Raw genomic sequence first — 16,179 nt, 5'->3', positions numbered from 1 at the left:
GTATGAATAGACGACATTTTCTCGCATTTTCTGGGCCGTCTATTGCCACCATGGTGCTGCTGATGTCAGCACCCTTGGTGATGACGCTCTATCTGTCGCTCAATCGATTTAACTTTAAGGGCGATTTACGTTGGGTGGGATTCGACAACTATCTCGATATTTTGTCTGACGGCGAGTTTTGGCAGGCGTTTGAGTTTACCTTTGTCTACACCGTCTCGGTGACCTTAATTGTTTTAGTCGTGGGGTTTGGCATTGCGCTGGCGCTTAACAATATGAACAAGAAGGTTCGCGGTGTGTTTATGGCCGCCACTTTGCTGCCCTTTGTTATCACCCCCGTGGTCGGTACGCTGATCTTTTCTTGGCTGTTCCAAGACTTTGGTTATGTCACCTATCTGCTCAACCTAATGGGGATAGAGGTGTATTGGTTTAGTGAAACCTTTGAGTCTCGACTGTTGATTATCCTTTATGGCATCTGGCAGGTCACACCGTTCGCCGCGATAGTGTTCTTTGCCGGGCTACAGGCCATCCCAAGCGACACGATTGAATCATCCGTGCTCGATGGAGCGCGCAGTTGGGATCAGATCAAACACGTGATGCTGCCAGCACTCGCGCCATTGGTGCTGTTTGTCTCGATGATATGCATCATGGATGCCTATCGCCTGTTTGATGCCGTTGCGATCATGACTGGTGGGCTGAACAACACCGAAACCCTGATGTACTACAACTATCGCATTGGGATTATTCAGGATGCGGTGGCAAAAGGCAGCGCAGTTTCAGTACTGACTATGCTGGGTATCTTTATCTTCTTGATGCCGTTTCTATATCTCACCTACAAAGAGCAGAGAGGGGCCCACTAATGGCAAACTTATTGCGAAATAAAAGTGCACTGCTGATCTACCCAGTCCTGTTTATTTGGTTGGTGTACTGTACGTTCCCGTTTTTCTGGACCTTCATGACCTCGATTAAAAACCCCGTTGATGCGTTCTCTAATCCGCCGGTATGGGTATTTGAGCCGACCGCGGCAAACTACGCCGGGCTTTGGCTGGAGTTTGGGTTCAATACGTTTTTATGGAACTCGGTTATCGTCACGCTAGGTGTGGTGGTAATTTCACTCTCTATTGGCTGCTTGGCAGGCTACGCCTTGGCGCGCTACTCGGGCAAGCTCGGCTTTGTTCTGCTGCTATTAGCCTTGGTGTTTCGCTCGTTACCTCACACGGTGTTCCTCATTCCTTACTATGAGTTCACCCGAATTACTGGGCTGTATGATACCCACTTGGTATTGATCATGATCCTCGTGGCCATCAACCAACCGTTTACTATCTGGATGATGCGCTCGTTCTTTATGAACATTCCCAAAGAGCTGGAAGAGTCGGCAATGATGGACGGTTGTAATCAGTTCCAAGCCTTCTTGCGAGCCATTGTACCCGTGATGTGGCCCGGCATTATCACCACCGGCTTGTTTACTTTCTTATTGGCCTATAACGAGTTTTTGATCCCACTGACGCTGACCGCGACCGATGCGGCGACCATGCCGGTGGCAATATCTCAGTTTGGTGCCGATGACATTAAATACTGGTCGATGAGCGCGGCAGGTGCTGTGTCTATCACCATTCCAATTCTTGCATTAATCATTGTTTTTCAGAAAAAAATCGTATCAGGTCTCGTTGCCGGAGCGGTTAAAGGATAATTTTTTAAGGAGTAGTTATGAATCGTCCAGAACAAGGTGTATTGACCAAAGACAACGATCTGAGCCAGACCGAAGAGACCTTGCGCGTGATTGACTCTATGGTCGATGGTCTTAACGATCACGATATCGACAATATGGGACGCTTTTTCGCCGAGTCATTTCGCTGGATGGGCAATGGCGGCTGTGGCTTTAAAAATGGCTTAAAAGAGTTTCAAGACGGTTGGCAGCGACCATTCCAACAGGCGTTCTCGAATAAGATTTGCGTTGATGAGGCGCGCATTACACAAGGTCAATGGTGCGCGGCCTTTGGTCGTCAAGAAGCGATCCACTCTGGCACCTTTATGGGGATTGAGCCAACCGGCAAAAAGGTCATCATCCGTTACATGGACTTTTGGAAGGTCGAGGATGGCAAGATCGTCGACAACTATGTGACCGTCGATTTTCCGAGCATCATGATGCAGCTTGGTGTTGACCCGTTTTCTGGTCATGGTTGGGAGAACCTGGACAGTGAGCAGGGGCCTTTGGTCCACACTGCTGAGGTGATGGAATGAGAGGGCTAGCAGATAGCCGCGCTGTTGTCGACCGGCTCAATGCCGCGATGTACGACTTTGACCCGCTTGAGGTGCGCAGCCTGATTGAAGCCAGCTTTGATAGAGAGGCGCTGATCCAACTGGCGTATCCATTTGAGACGCTCTCTGGTGTGGATGCATTATGGGAGGAGGTTTACGGACTGCTGCTTAATGCGATTCCAGATCTAGAAAAACGCACCTATATCTCCATGGTGGGTGAAGCAGAAGGCAAATGTTGGGTTGGCTGCGCAGGCTATTACACTGGGGCTTTTCTGTATAGCTGGTTAGACATTCCGCCAACCGGCCATCAGGTCTCGATGCGCTTTCATGAATTTTATTGTATTGAAAACAATAAAATCGTAGAGATGCAGGCTCTATGGGATATTCCAGAGGTGATGATGCAGGCAGGCGCTTGGCCAATGTCACCGAGTTTGGGACGTGAGTGGCATACACCTGCTCCGGCGACGTGTGACGGTTTAGTCAATGCATCAAGCCCAGACCGCACTGAACAAAGCCTCAAGTTAGTGGGTGATATGCTCGATGCTTTGTCGAACTACGCCGAGGGCGGCGTGGAGGCGATGGAACTCGAAAAACGTTGGCACCCAAAATGCAGCTGGTATGGCCCGTCGGGGATCGGTACCTGCCGCGGGATCAAAGGGTTTCGCAATTGGCATCAGATCCCCTTTCTAAAAGCCATGCCGGACCGGCGTACGATAGAAGAGAACGGCTATTTGTTTGCTGAGGATAACTATGTTGCGTTTACTGGTTGGCCGGGTATGGCGATGAAGGTGTCAGGCGATGGCTGGCTAGGTATCGCACCAAGCGATAAAGAGATCACGTTACGCAGCCTAGATTTCTGGCGCTGTGAAAACGGTATGATTCGTGAGAACTGGGTGCTGGTGGATATTCTCCACGCCTATGCACAGCTGGGTGTGGATGTATTGGCTCGAATGCGCGAGCTGAACAAAGCGCGCTATCGCAATTTTGATAAGTAGTAGGACCAAGCAAATGATGAAAGGATTCAACCCAAAATTCAAAGATTTCCCAGACTACATTTTGGGTATCACTAAGGAGATCTGGGAGGAGCGTCAATTGCACTCCCTGCATCATTACTATGCGCCGGACATTGTGGTGCGCACACCATTGGCGGTGTCACAGGGTAACGTTGATGTGATTAATGCGACCATGGGAGTGCTGGCTGAGTTTCCCGACCGGGTGCTGCTGGGCGAGGACGTGATATGGTCAGGTGACCCTGAGTATGGCATGTACTCATCACACCGGATCTTATCCACTGCCACTCAACTTGAGACCGGCAAAAAAGTCCAGTTCCGTATCATCGCTGATTGTCATGCAATCAATGATCAGATTAATGACGAGTGGATGATTCGCGATCATGGTGCGATAGCGAAACACCTAGGTAAGACTGCCAAGGAGCAAGCCGCATACGTGATCGAGCAAGCGGGTGGGGGGGAGCAATGCCCACGACCTTTTACCCGTGAGCAAGATATCCAAGGTCCTTACCACGGTGTCGGCAATGACTCACAATGGGGCTGTCGTTACCAAGATATTCTCGAGCGGATTATGCAGGCAGAATTTTCCGTGATCCCTAGGGAATATGATCGCGCCTGTATCGCCGAGTACCCAAGTGAGGTCCAGGCCCACTCGCATGCTGAAATCGATAGCTTTTGGATGCGCCTGCGCTCGGCGTTTCCTAATGCAGAATTTAAGATTCACCACCGGATCGGCCGTGATGACCCAATGATGCCACCGCGCGCTGCGATACGTTGGACACTCGAGGGTAAGCACGAGGGGCCAGGTATGTTTGGCGCTCCAACCGGTGCTGATGTGTATATCATGGGTGCGGCTCACGCTGAGTTTGGCCCGTGGGGACTGCGTCGAGAGTATGTGCTGTTTGACGAGGTTGCGATTTGGCAACAGATCTTACTTAGCCGTTAAACCTATATAGCAAGCTAATATTATGATTACAGATCCTTGGTTTTACCTGACGGCGATCCCTGCCGTCTTGATTTACGGGATCGGCAAGGGGGGACTCGGTGGTGCGCTTGGCATTATCGCAGTACCCCTGATGACATTGACCACATCGCCGATTGAAGCGGCGGCAATCCTCCTGCCGCTGTTGTTTTTTATGGATATCATCGCTATCTCGCATCATGCCAAAAACTGCAATTACCAGCAGTTGTGGGTGATGCTGCCATCTGCGGTGGTGGGGATATTTATTGCTGGGTTGTTCTTAAGTGTCACCCCTGAGTTTGGCTTGCAGATCCTGATTGGGCTGCTTTCTGTGCTGTTTAGTATCCAGTATGTGCTGTCCAAGACCGAAGCGAGTCGGCCGCCACGCAAGGCGCAAGGGTATTTCTGGAGCCTGCTAAGCGGTTTTTCCAGTACCACGATTCACGCAGGTGGTGGGCCGATCAGTATTTATTTACTGCCGCAAAGGCTGAATAAGATGGAGATGATTGGCACCATGGCGGTGCTGTTTGGGGCAATGAATCTGTTTAAGATGATCCCGTACATTGCGCTAGGTAAGATGAATGCGACCAATCTTACCACGGCTTTAGTGCTGTTTCCCATTGCGCCAATTGGCGTCAAGCTTGGGGTGTGGCTACTTGACCGCGTGAGCCAAAAGCGGATTTATCAGTTGTGTTATTTCTTTCTGTTTATCTCTGGGATTAAGTTGCTATGGGATGGCTCAGCGGAGCTGTTTATCTCGTTGTAACACGGGCGGTCTAGAATTAACTCCATATGTATTGATTATTAGATCTAGATGACTAGATGCATCTCTAGAGAGGGAAAGCAATGAGCGGATACCGTTGGCAACAGGGAAGTGAGGTTTACACCTTTGACTCACTGGCACAATTAATGGCGAAAGCAACGCCACTGCGCTCCGGCGACACGCTGGCGGGCATCGCAGCACAAAGCGCCACTGAGCGCGTTGTCGCGCAAATGACATTAGCTGACTTGCCACTCAAAACCTTCCTCAATCAAGCGGTGATCCCGTACGAGAGTGATGAGGTGACACGCTTGATCATCGACTCGCATGACCTTGATGCATTTATGCCCATAGCGCACCTTACAGTGGGAGACTTTCGCAACTGGCTGCTGAGTGATGAAGCTGATACGCAAACTTTGTCGCGGATCGCCAAGGGGCTGACTCCGGAGATGGTGGCCGCAGTAAGCAAAATTATGCGCAATCAAGATTTGATCCTAGTCGCCAAAAAATGCAGTGTGATCAGCGCATTTCGTAGCACGATTGGTCTGCCTAATCGTCTTTCGACCCGACTTCAACCTAATCATCCCACCGATAGCTTAGATGGTATTGCCGCGAGCATTTTTGATGGACTGATGTACGGCAATGGCGATGCGGTAATCGGTATCAACCCTGCTACCGATAACGTGGCGCAGACCGTTCGACTACTCTCTATGCTTGATGAAGTGATTGAGCGCTACCAGATCCCAACGCAATCGTGCGTGCTCACTCATGTGACCAACACGCTCGAGGCGATAGAGCAGGGCGCCCCAGTCGATTTAGTGTTTCAGTCTATTGGCGGTACCCAAGGGACGAACGAGAGCTTTGGCGTTAATCTTGCCTTGCTCAAAGAGGCGGAGCAGGCGGCGCTGTCGTTATCGCGGGGAACAGTGGGCAACAATGTGATGTATTTTGAGACGGGACAAGGAACCGCGCTGTCAGCCAATGCGTTTCATGGTGTCGACCAGCAAACTTGTGAGGCGCGCGCCTATGCCGTGGCGAGAGCGTTTAATCCTTTACTGGTCAATACCGTGGTGGGCTTTATTGGCCCTGAGTACCTTTTTGATGGCAAGCAGATCATTCGTGCTGGCTTAGAGGACCATTTCTGCGGTAAGTTGCTTGGACTGCCAATGGGCTGTGACATCTGTTATACCAACCATGCCTATGCCGATCAGAACGATATGGACAATCTCTTGACCTTGTTGGGCGTTGCTGAGTGCTCGTTTATTATGGGTATACCCGGCTCTGATGATGTGATGCTTAACTATCAAACCACGTCATTTCACGATGCGCTTTATGCGAGAAAGGTGCTGGGGTTAAAGCCAGCGCCAGAATTTGAGCAGTGGCTGCAGCGGATGCAGATTTTTGATGATGTCGGCAGCGTGGCCCTAAGCGACAAGGTGTCGCCGCACTTTACCCACAGTCTTGAGTCTATGCTCACAGGGGGTGACTATGACAACTAAACCGACACAAGCAACATCACTGGGGGTCACACATACGCCATGGCAAGCATTGCGCCAATATACTTCAGCACGCGTGGCAATTGGCCGCAGTGGCACCAGCATACCGACCAATGAGCTGCTCAAGTTTCAGCTTGACCACGCTAAAGCAATGGACGCGGTGCACGCCCCGCTGGATATCCAGGCTTTGGTGACAGAGCTGGCAGCCAATCAGGCCATTTGCGTACATACCCCGATGCCACCCAAGGTACTTGAGACCAAAGCACCCGATCGATTAGCGTACTTGCAGCGCCCTGACTGGGGGCGTGAGTTGAGTGATAGGGCTTGGCAGGAGCTAACCATACCGGGCAAATTACCTGAGCAAGTGTATGACCTTGTGATTGTGATTGCCGACGGGCTCTCGGCGGTTGCGGTGCAATCTCACGCGGTAGAGGTGTTAGATTACCTGATCCCGCGCTTGGTCAGTGATACTGAACCTCCTTGGCGCCTTGCTCCCATATGTATCGTGTCGCAGGGACGAGTGGCGGTTGGTGATGATATTGCCCAGCGACTCAATGCTAGAGCGGCTCTGGTGCTGATTGGTGAAAGGCCGGGACTGTCTTCGCCCGATAGCATGGGAATGTACTTAACTTGGGGAGCGGCAAGGGGAACAAAAGATGCGCAACGTAACTGTATTTCTAATGTGCGTCCCCAAGGGTTGAGTTATTCAACTGCTTGTGAGCGCGCCGTTTACCTTCTAAATGAAGCTCGACGGATTGAGAACTCAGGCATCGTGCTTAAAGATCGCTCTGATAGTGAAGCTGTAGCGGTTATTGAGGGTGAGCAACCACACAAGAGCTTTCTCGTAACCTCAACGGATACAGGATGTCAGGAACGGCGATGATAGCTGATCGTTATCGCTGCAGTAGACAGCTAGGTATTATTGAGTGATTTCAGCAAATTAATTTGCGCTAACGCTTGCAGTTGCTACGTGCTCACGATAGTTTGTTTGGCCTCTTGCCTGTCCCTATCATCAATATCTGACGAATTGGCAACGTAAGAGAGAACACTATCCCAAGAGAATAACAGAGCAACATCATGAGTTTAGAAAGCAACATGGAAAAACAAGTGTGGCAAAATGAGATGCCATCGGATCAGTTTGAATTTATGAAGAGGGTCCTTGCATCACCTTCGCCGATTGGATTTGAGGCAGCGATGAGCTACGGCGTGATCAAGCCTGAGTTTGAATCTTTTATGCCTCAAGGGTGGGGCGTGCATCAGTTTAAAGCCAATGCGGGCTTAGTGTTTGATTCACATCCGGGTCGAGATGATTTGGTGAGTGTGATGATTGTGGGGCATGCGGATAAGATCCGCATGCAGGTACGTAAGATCGACAACGATGGCAAGGTGTGGATTAATACTGACTCATTTTTGCCAACGACCCTAATCGGTCATGAGGTGAAAGTTTTCTGCCAACACCCAGAGCAAGCGGGTAAATACAAGGTCATCGAGGGTTGCACAGTAGAAGCACTTGGCGCTATCCACTTCTCATCACCAGGACAGCGAACAGGTGAGAAAGGTATCAAGGCAGAGTCGATTTATCTTGAGCTGCACACCCATGGTAAAGATCGCAAGGCACAGGTTGAGGCACTTGGCTTGCGCGCAGGCGACCCAATCATTCTTGATCGTCCCATCAAACGTGGCGTATCACCAGACACCTTCTACGGTGCGTACCTCGATAATGGCCTAGGCTGTTTTTCGGTCACCGAGATCGCTCGCTTGGTAGCAAAAGAAGGTCTGGATAACCTGCGCGTGCTGTACACGATTGCAACACATGAAGAGATCGGTCGTTTTGGCTCAACGCAGCTGGTGGGTGAGCTAAAACCAGACGTGTTGATTGCGACGGACGTGAATCACGACTACGAGGCGGCGCCAGGCATTGGTCATCGCAATATGAATCCACTGAAAATGGGCGAGGGCTTTACCATCGGTCGCGGATCTGTGGCCTCGGAGTTCTTAGTTCAGACCCTTGAGAATGTGTGTAAAGCACAACAGATCCCATACCAGCTTGATTTTACTGGACGCGATATGGGCACTGACGGCATGGCAGCAGCACTAGCTGGTGTTGATAGCGCGGCGATCACCTTGGGTTACCCAATTCGCAACATGCACACCTCTTCTGAATCGGCGCACACAGGTGACTTGTTAGCCTCGATTCATGCTATCGCAGGTCTATTGCGCGAGTTCAATAACATGAATCAAGGTCAAGGCATCACGCGTGATGATCTTAAGAACAGCCATATCCGCTTAGACAATATCTAAAAACAGGTTCAGGTGGCGGGGACACTGCGTTTCGAGGAGCGAGGTGTCACCACGTGCTGGCGTGTTTTCCTTTCAATAAACACAGTCGATCCCTGAGTTTGTTTCGCGCTGGTAAAGTAAGCAAATCTTGAAGGGATAGTAATTTGAGACCGCTTAGATAATAAGATATAAATTTGAAAAGTTAACCTACCCTAAATTATTATTAATAGGGTAGGTCGAAAATTTTATTTCACGTAATAGATAGCAAGGCTATTTATTTTAGCGGTCACTACCGAGTTCTCTTACGCGATATTCATACTCTAGGTTTAGCACTGGTTGATAAACAATTTTGCCATTTTCTTGTAGGAACTCATCGACGGTAACCGTGGCTTCAGTGATCGCAAATGAATCATTATCAACATAGGTGAAGTCGAGAATAAACTCATCTCTTAGCTCATCCGCAGATTTCGCTTGATAACCCTCAAGCATGTCCAGTCCGATCGCATACGCTGCTTGCTTGTTATCGACAATGGCACCCTCGATCATCTCTTCACTGTTGGTCCAGCTGTAACCGCCAGCAAATACAGGGGCGGCGATAGTCATTACGCTTAGTAGTGTGATTAGACGTTTCATAATATTCTCCTTTCTTACCTGAAATGTTATCGAATCTAACCGACTCGATTAGTGTAGGGTACGAATAAAGACCTTGGGGAAGTTTTATTACTTTCAAAAAAAATCATTTATTTTTGGTTTATGGCTATTTAATTTGGTGTTGTTACTCTAGGTTTAAATAAAAAGCCAATAAAAAGAATGGCAAAGCATACCAGTGAAAGAAGCAGTGAATAAGAAATAAAAGCTAAATTAAGCTCAGAGCAGGGTCTAATTGAGCCAGTAGTTCAATGGTAAGCGTTCACCTGCCCCCTATTGACACAGAAAATGTGACTAAGAGCACTTGATCCACTTTTGCCTATTGATTGATCATTCCGCTGGCTCATGCTGGAAACCATGAAAAAGAAAAAAGCCAGCTTTAAACTAGCCCCGCCTGAGGTCTCTAATCTAAGTGAGGCAAAGGCGCTTATTGACGAGCTCTGGGAGCAGCTTCGGTTTTATGAGGATAAGCTTGCGACCAGTTCACGGAACTCCTCAAAATCACCTTCATCGGACGGCCCTAAAGAGCGAGCCGAAAGAAAAAAGCTCAAAGCCCTAGTAGTGGCAATACGCGAGGAGCTCAACAAGGCCACACAGGGCATCGACGAGAAATCAGCAAACTAAAACCCACTGACAACGTTGTTAAATGCTTGCCTGACTCTCAATGTCCATGTTGTGGAAAACCCGACGTCAAAATAAACTCGTCGCCATTTTATCGCCACCAAGTTCACGAAATACCCGAGCCTGTTGTTCACATCATCGAATATCAACTTTATTCTGGCCATTGCTCCCACTGTCAAACCCAAGTTCGAGCCAAGAAACCAGATGATGCCCCACAAGGTATCTTGGGTCCGAATTTATTAAGCTACATCGCCTTGCTTGCGGGGCAGTATCATCTCAGTGTCCGTAAAATCCAATCTCTACTCAAAGAGCATTTGGGAACAACCTTTTCGATTGGTGCTATCAGTGAAGCTCAAACCAAAGTGGCCTCAATGCTAACACCACTGCACCAAGCCATTAAACTGGCAGTGAACAAAGCGCCGTTAGTTCATATCGATGAAACCTCACACATCCGTAATGATGAGCAGAGTCTAAGATGGTGTTGGCTGGTTGCCAGTGAGGATCTTGTTTATCAGAAGATCTTATACTCCCGCTCCATACACTCTGCCAAGCTTGTGCTCGGAGAAAAATACACAGGTATCGTTGTCTCTGATCAATATGCCAGTTACAACTGGCTACCTAGCGAAAACCACCAACTCTGCTGGGCTCATGTAAAACGAAACTTACAGCAGATGGCCGACTACAGTGGTGGTGGGCATACGGCCTTTATTGGTCAGCACCTATGCTTTATTGTCAACTTGGTCTTCCGTAATCGTCACAACTTAGAAGAAGGCCACATCACAGAACTTGTCTACCTTCGCAGAATGCAGCGCTTGAGGAAATCGTTACATAGTTGGCTCAACAAAGGCACAGATGTGATGGTTAAGCGATATCGAGGAAGGTGTGCTCACTTACTTAAGCATGAAAGTAGCTTGTGGGTCTTCCTCAAGGATCTCACGATCCCTCTGACCAATAATGAGGCGGAGCGACGTCTTCGAGGTTGCGTGATCATGCGTAAAATTAGCTATGGAACCACTTCTGATGCTGGTGACAAGTTCCGAAGCCGGATCCATACGCTTATCGAAACCTGCAAGAAACGCGGCCTATCAACAATGGATGTGTTGAGTCAGATTATCACTGCTGTTGTGCACCGCCAACCATACCCTGATGTCTTTGAGCTTGCTACTTGAGTCAAGCTACTCCGGTGAACGGTTACGTTCAATGTACTGGCATCTATTATGCATTTTGATGATTATCGATAGGAGCGCGAATCGCTATCTCAAAAATGGATCTGGCGAGCTCTCTGATAGCATGCAGTTTTCTGATTCACTGACCAGAAAATGAGCAGACTATGCAGCCTTTTTGTCTAATGTTAACTATAAATGCTGTCAGAGTGAATTTTTACCATATTTTTCACTTGAACTATCGAGCGAGATTGGTAGACTTAGCTTGTTTTTGAAAATTTATGCACAAAATTGGCATTATTAGTCATCATGAGGTTGTAGATGAGCGATACACTTACCCTTCAAACCAAGCCGCACAGCATAAGAACTGTGCTAATGTTTGTAATTCCTTCCCTATTGGGCCTGTTCTTCTTTCTTGCGCCATTGAGTGTCGATGGCAATGTGTCGTTTCCACTGGCCTTAATGGCTAAAGGTGTGAAGAGTGTGCTGGGCGAGGCAATTTTGCCAACCGTTACTGCGATCATCTGTTTCTCTGCTGCAGTGACTACTATTGCTAATGTCATAAAGCCTAAACTCTTTCAGCGCTCTGAGTTACTCTCGCGCCTGTTTGTTCTCCCCCCTGTGTGGGTTGCAGTGCGTGTTTTAGGCGCGTTATTTACCTTGCTTGCTTTGCATCAGGTTGGGCCTGAATTTATCTGGAGTGGCGATACGGGCGGTTTGGTGCTGCATGACTTGTTGCCTTCATTGTTCGTGACCTTCTTTTTTGCTGGCCTACTTCTTCCTTTGTTACTTAACTTTGGTCTGCTTGAACTTCTCGGTACCCTGCTAAGTAAATTGATGCGCCCAGTGTTCCGTTTGCCAGGAAGAGCGGCGATTGACTGTATGTCGTCATGGTTGGGTGATGGCACCGTTGGCGTACTTTTGACCAGTAAGCAGTATGAGCAGAAGAAATATACGGCCAGAGAGGCGGCTGTTGTCGCGACCATGTTCTCGCCAGTCGGGATCTCGTTTTCACTCGTGGTATTGACGCAAGTTGGCCTAGAAAACTACTTTGTGCCTTTTTATGCCACCATCTGTATTTCTGGCGTTATTGCAGCAATGCTGATCCAGTATTTGCCACCACTGTGCTATAAGCCCGATGTGTGCATCGATGGCTCAGTACCAGACAAAGACGCAGAGTTAGTACCAGAGGGACAATCAACCTTGGCTTACGGCTACCAATTGGCACTGGGTCGCGCGAGTCAGGTAAAAAGTTTAGGTGGTGTAGCAAAAGAAGGCCTTCACAGTGCACTGGATATGATGTTTGGTGTACTGCCAGTAGTGATGGCTGTTGGTACCTTGGGTCTGGTCGTTGCTGAAACCACGCCTCTGTTTACTTTGCTTGGTATGCCGTTTGTGCCCCTGATTGAGCTATTAAACCTGCCGGAGGCGGCTGCTGCTGCAGAAACCGTAATGGTTGGCTTTACGGACATGTATGTCCCGTCGATTATTGCTGCGTCAACGATTGATAGTGAGCTAACCAAGTTTGTTATTGCAGCACTATCGATTACTCAGCTGATCTTTATGTCTGAAACGGGAGCGGTGATCCTATCAAGCAAAATTCCGGTTAACATTATCGAACTGTTGATGATTTTTGTTTTGCGTACCTTGATTACATTGCCAATTATTGCACTGTGTGGGCACCTGATTTTCTGAATCACCTCTCAAGTCTAGATGACCTCTAGCTTAGACAGTATCAAGTCAACACACCAAAAGGAGCCCCTTTTGGTGTGTTGTTGTTTTACCGTCCCTATAGCTTAATGAGCAAACTGAATCTTGAGGTCTACTTGGTATATCAATTAAAATGGTGGGTTAACACAATCGTCTAATAAGTCAGTTTTGTTATGAGCAATCAGCCACTTCACTCATGGAACCAAGCCCTTAAGTTAGCAATCGAGCCACTTGCAGATGAAAACAATGCATCAAATATGCAAGCCTATATGCGAGATAAATTCTTATTTTATGGTATTCAGTCCTCTCCGAGAAGACAGGCTATCAAGCACTTGTTTAGCAAAGAGGGATTACCTTCTATTAACTCTCTGGCAGAAATTGTGCGCGAGTTATGGAGCCTTCCGCAGCGAGAATATCAGCTCATTGCCGTCGATCTTTTAATTAAGTACAAACACCAGTTGCCGCTCTCTTATGCCGATGAACTCGAGTTTTTGATCACTACAAAATCTTGGTGGGACAGCGTAGATATGCTAGCTACCCACATCGCATCAGCGCTATTTCAAAACTACCCCCAGCAGATGGCACCGTACATCAATCGTTGGCGAAACTCGGACGATATCTGGTTAAGGCGGACTGCATTGCTTTATCAACTTAAGTTTAAACAGCAAACGGATATCGGATTGTTGTTTGAGATAATTCTAGAAAATCAGCATGATAAAGAGTTTTTTATTCAAAAGGCGATTGGATGGGCGTTGCGCGAGTACTCAAAAACCGATCCAACTGCAGTGATTAAGTTTATTGATGATGAGGAAATAGACGGGCTGGCCAAGCGTGAAGGGCTTAAATGGTTAAGAGACAATAGCAACCTAGTTTAAGGGCAATGGGAATAGAAATACGTCGAGCCCAGAAATAGGCTCAACAAATTTCCAAGCTACATGGCAGTAGCACACTTGCTAAAGTTAATCTGGCTAGGATTTAGGCTCATAAACTTCAGCGGTCGGGTCGCATCGATCAGGCCTTCACTTAGGCATAGTTTCTTGCCGCCATCGGTATGGAAATGGGCGCGATAGGTAACGCCTTTTACGGGCGTGCTGCTGTTATCCCAGCGCTTAGAAAGCTAAGGGTTGGTTTGCCTGAGCAGTTGTCAGTTAAGTAGTTTAATACGTAGGCAGTCAATTTGTCGCGACCGATGCCATATACGGTTCTGCTAGACGTCGAAACATAAGAGGATGTGTAGCAGTATGGCGTTATGTAGCAACCATGGATATGGTTGCCATCGCCTTCGCGACTAAACCCATACTTAGTGTGGTAGTTTGTATAGGCGTTGACAACGAGTTTTTTGACTTCAGATACACTCGGCTGATGCAGCTCATCCTCTGAAATACACCCACTAAGTAGTAACCCAGCGATAACGAGGTTTGTTGTTTTATTCATTTAGCTTCCTTGCGCAAATAAACTTTTAAGCATTGAATTGCTCAATAGTGCGTTGAGTCATTATACTCTTTCAAGGACCAATGACTCAATTATTTGTTTATAGTATCAATGACATGCTTCAAAATAAACGAGCGTCGACTACCATGTTGATGCAGTATGTACAGCGGTTCGTTACCGAAAAAAAGGACTAGCTTAAAGGAATGGAAATAATGAATATAGAAGTACTCTTTGTGGATCAGTTGGACCCGGTAGAAGTGATAGAGCTTTATCGAGCCAATCGATGGTCATCGGCGCAAGTACCAATCAAGTTAGTAGCGGGGTTACTCAACTCAGATGCACTGGTGGTAGCGAAACACAACGGCAGGTTAATTGGGCTGGGCAATGCGATTTCGGATGGTCACTTGGTGGTTTATTACCCGCATTTACTAGTGCACCCGGACTATCAAGGGCACGGGGTTGGAAAGAAGATCATGCAGCTTATGCAAACTAAGTACCACGCCTTCCACCAACAGATGCTCACCGCAGATGGTGACGCGGTGGCATTTTATCAAGCCGTTGGCTTTGAACGCGCAGGGCAAACTACGCCAATGTGGATTTATCAAGGTGACGATCACTAGAAGCGATCCAAACCGAGTTCAGTAGAAAAGTACCGCTGGTATTATGCTCCGTAGAAATCATGATTGGGATAAGGCTAAACCGCCTTATCCTTTTTCTATGTTTGGACCCTAATTGAGGTGTGTGTCCTTTCATTCCCACTTTTATCTCCCTGTCATTTCTCCTATTGAGAACTCGAATATCACCTTGATATGTCTCGTATCTATGTGGTGAAACAGCTAACAGATACAATACGGCAACATTAACCGCAATTGTGCCTGTGGATCAGCATTAGGTTGTCTATAGTTAATTGATATTAATGCAAACATTTGCTTATCAAGGGTGGTTAGCTGGCAAGTGTGGTGTGCCGTTTGGTGAGCCTGAACAGTATTATTCAAATAGGGGGCATGGATGGAGAAAATTGTTGAGAGAATCTTTCATCGCTGGCGATTGAGTCTGTGGCTATTGGCACTGGTTGCATGTGTGTCAAAGGCTGCTGAGCAACCGCTGCCAGTATTAACATTTGGCGTGGTTCCTCAGCAATCAGCGTCAAAGCTCGCCAAGAGTTGGCAGCCATTAATTAGCCGCTGGGCAGAGCTGGCCGGTGTAGAGATTAAATTTGCTACAGCTCGTGATATTCCAACCTTTGAGCAGCGCTTGGCCGCGGGTGCGTATGATATTGCCTACATGAATCCCTACCACTTTACTTTGTTTAATCGCACACCTGGCTATAACGCATTAGCCCGAGCAAAAGATAAGCGTATTGAGGGTATTATGGTGGCACGACAAGAATGGCAGGGGGCTTTGACAGACCTCAATCAACTTGAGCTCGCGTTTCCTGCCCCGCGCGCTTTCGCCGCGACGATCATCAATCAATCGGAGCTAAAACAGTTTGGTGTTGAGTTTGAGGCAAAATACGTTGGCTCTCATGACTCAGTGTACTTAGGTGTCGCAAAAGGACTTTATCGTGCTGGTGGTGGTGTGGCGCGGACATTTAACAGTTTGGCACCGGAGATTCAAAGCCAGCTTAAGATCATCCACAGAACGCAGGCCTATACCCCTCACGCGATTGCGGTGTCAAATACAGTCGATCCTGCTATCCACAAGGCGTTGAGTGAGGTCATTGAGTCACTAAATCACGATGCCACAGCCAAACAGAGTTTTGATTCGCTCAATATATCTGGGCTTCAGCCAGCGACAGATAGCGACTGGCAAGACATTGTAGAGCTGAATATCGAACTGTAGG

The 16,179-nt window shown here is 48.0% G+C and carries 16 protein-coding genes; 14 read left to right on the top strand and 2 right to left on the bottom strand.

Translation table 11 applies throughout. The features are described from left to right. The first annotated feature begins 2 nt into the window (after window positions 1–2). From ACZ5R2_RS10955 to ACZ5R2_RS10915, 9 genes are all read left to right on the top strand, one after another. A complete protein-coding gene (locus tag ACZ5R2_RS10955) occupies window positions 3–857 on the top strand; it encodes a carbohydrate ABC transporter permease (protein WP_464902283.1) in 855 nt (284 codons plus the stop codon). Further along, window positions 857–1,687: a carbohydrate ABC transporter permease gene (locus ACZ5R2_RS10950; RefSeq protein ID WP_464902282.1), complete on the top strand. Its 831-nt coding sequence runs from the start codon at window positions 857–859 to the stop codon at window positions 1,685–1,687. Before ACZ5R2_RS10955 ends, ACZ5R2_RS10950 begins: the two co-directional genes overlap by 1 nt. A gap of 17 nt (window positions 1,688–1,704) precedes the next feature. After that, window positions 1,705–2,238: an ester cyclase gene (locus ACZ5R2_RS10945; RefSeq protein ID WP_464902281.1), complete on the top strand. Its 534-nt coding sequence runs from the start codon at window positions 1,705–1,707 to the stop codon at window positions 2,236–2,238. Next, complete coding sequence (locus tag ACZ5R2_RS10940; protein ID WP_464902280.1) at window positions 2,235–3,251, top strand: ester cyclase; 1,017 nt, start codon at window positions 2,235–2,237, stop codon at window positions 3,249–3,251. The genes ACZ5R2_RS10945 and ACZ5R2_RS10940 overlap by 4 nt, the downstream gene beginning before the upstream one ends. A 16-nt stretch (window positions 3,252–3,267) precedes the next feature. Next, complete coding sequence (locus ACZ5R2_RS10935) at window positions 3,268–4,212, top strand: ester cyclase (RefSeq protein ID WP_464902357.1); 945 nt, start codon at window positions 3,268–3,270, stop codon at window positions 4,210–4,212. A 22-nt stretch (window positions 4,213–4,234) separates the two neighbouring features. Beyond that, entirely contained in the window at window positions 4,235–4,993 is a 759-nt protein-coding gene (locus tag ACZ5R2_RS10930) for a sulfite exporter TauE/SafE family protein (RefSeq protein ID WP_464902279.1), read from the top strand. Between the two features lie 80 nt (window positions 4,994–5,073). Continuing rightward, entirely contained in the window at window positions 5,074–6,486 is a 1,413-nt protein-coding gene (locus ACZ5R2_RS10925; protein WP_464902278.1) for an ethanolamine ammonia-lyase subunit EutB, read from the top strand. Next, complete coding sequence (eutC, locus tag ACZ5R2_RS10920) at window positions 6,476–7,366, top strand: ethanolamine ammonia-lyase subunit EutC (RefSeq protein WP_464902277.1); 891 nt, start codon at window positions 6,476–6,478, stop codon at window positions 7,364–7,366. The genes ACZ5R2_RS10925 and eutC overlap by 11 nt, the downstream gene beginning before the upstream one ends. A gap of 194 nt (window positions 7,367–7,560) precedes the next feature. Further along, window positions 7,561–8,784, top strand: coding sequence for a M28 family peptidase (locus ACZ5R2_RS10915; RefSeq protein ID WP_464902276.1), 1,224 nt, complete (start codon window positions 7,561–7,563; stop codon window positions 8,782–8,784). A 258-nt stretch (window positions 8,785–9,042) separates the two neighbouring features. Here the strand turns inward: ACZ5R2_RS10915 and ACZ5R2_RS10910 are convergent, their stop codons facing one another. Further along, window positions 9,043–9,396 (bottom strand): DUF3316 domain-containing protein, encoded by a 354-nt coding sequence (locus ACZ5R2_RS10910; protein ID WP_438458321.1) that lies wholly within the window; start codon window positions 9,394–9,396, stop codon window positions 9,043–9,045. A 372-nt stretch (window positions 9,397–9,768) separates the two neighbouring features. On the opposite strand from ACZ5R2_RS10910, the gene tnpC reads away from it, so the two are divergent. From tnpC to ACZ5R2_RS10895, 3 genes are all read left to right on the top strand, one after another. Next, window positions 9,769–11,201, top strand: a protein-coding gene (gene tnpC / locus ACZ5R2_RS10905) for an IS66 family transposase (protein ID WP_464899933.1) whose coding sequence is annotated in 2 segments (ribosomal slippage) — window positions 9,769–9,958 and window positions 9,958–11,201 — 1,434 coding nt in all. Because the reading frame shifts where the segments join, the coding sequence is not laid out codon by codon here. A 315-nt stretch (window positions 11,202–11,516) separates the two neighbouring features. Continuing rightward, entirely contained in the window at window positions 11,517–12,890 is a 1,374-nt protein-coding gene (locus ACZ5R2_RS10900; RefSeq protein ID WP_464902275.1) for a YjiH family protein, read from the top strand. A 188-nt stretch (window positions 12,891–13,078) separates the two neighbouring features. Then, complete coding sequence (locus tag ACZ5R2_RS10895; RefSeq protein WP_464902274.1) at window positions 13,079–13,780, top strand: DNA alkylation repair protein; 702 nt, start codon at window positions 13,079–13,081, stop codon at window positions 13,778–13,780. Window positions 13,781–13,985: 205 nt separating this feature from the next. On the opposite strand, the gene ACZ5R2_RS10890 is transcribed toward ACZ5R2_RS10895, so the two are convergent. After that, a complete protein-coding gene (locus ACZ5R2_RS10890; RefSeq protein ID WP_464902273.1) occupies window positions 13,986–14,339 on the bottom strand; it encodes a hypothetical protein in 354 nt (117 codons plus the stop codon). 209 nt (window positions 14,340–14,548) lie between these two features. On the opposite strand from ACZ5R2_RS10890, the gene ACZ5R2_RS10885 reads away from it, so the two are divergent. Both ACZ5R2_RS10885 and ACZ5R2_RS10880 read left to right on the top strand, forming a co-directional pair. Then, window positions 14,549–14,956: a GNAT family N-acetyltransferase gene (locus ACZ5R2_RS10885; RefSeq protein WP_464902272.1), complete on the top strand. Its 408-nt coding sequence runs from the start codon at window positions 14,549–14,551 to the stop codon at window positions 14,954–14,956. A 388-nt stretch (window positions 14,957–15,344) separates the two neighbouring features. Beyond that, a complete protein-coding gene (locus ACZ5R2_RS10880; RefSeq protein ID WP_464902271.1) occupies window positions 15,345–16,178 on the top strand; it encodes a phosphate/phosphite/phosphonate ABC transporter substrate-binding protein in 834 nt (277 codons plus the stop codon). The last annotated feature ends 1 nt before the right edge of the window (window position 16,179 follow it).

The organism is Vibrio sabulosilitoris (assembly GCF_055391395.1).
The sequence above is the reverse complement of the archived record's forward strand: the minus strand, read 5'-3'. Positions and strand labels throughout refer to the sequence as shown.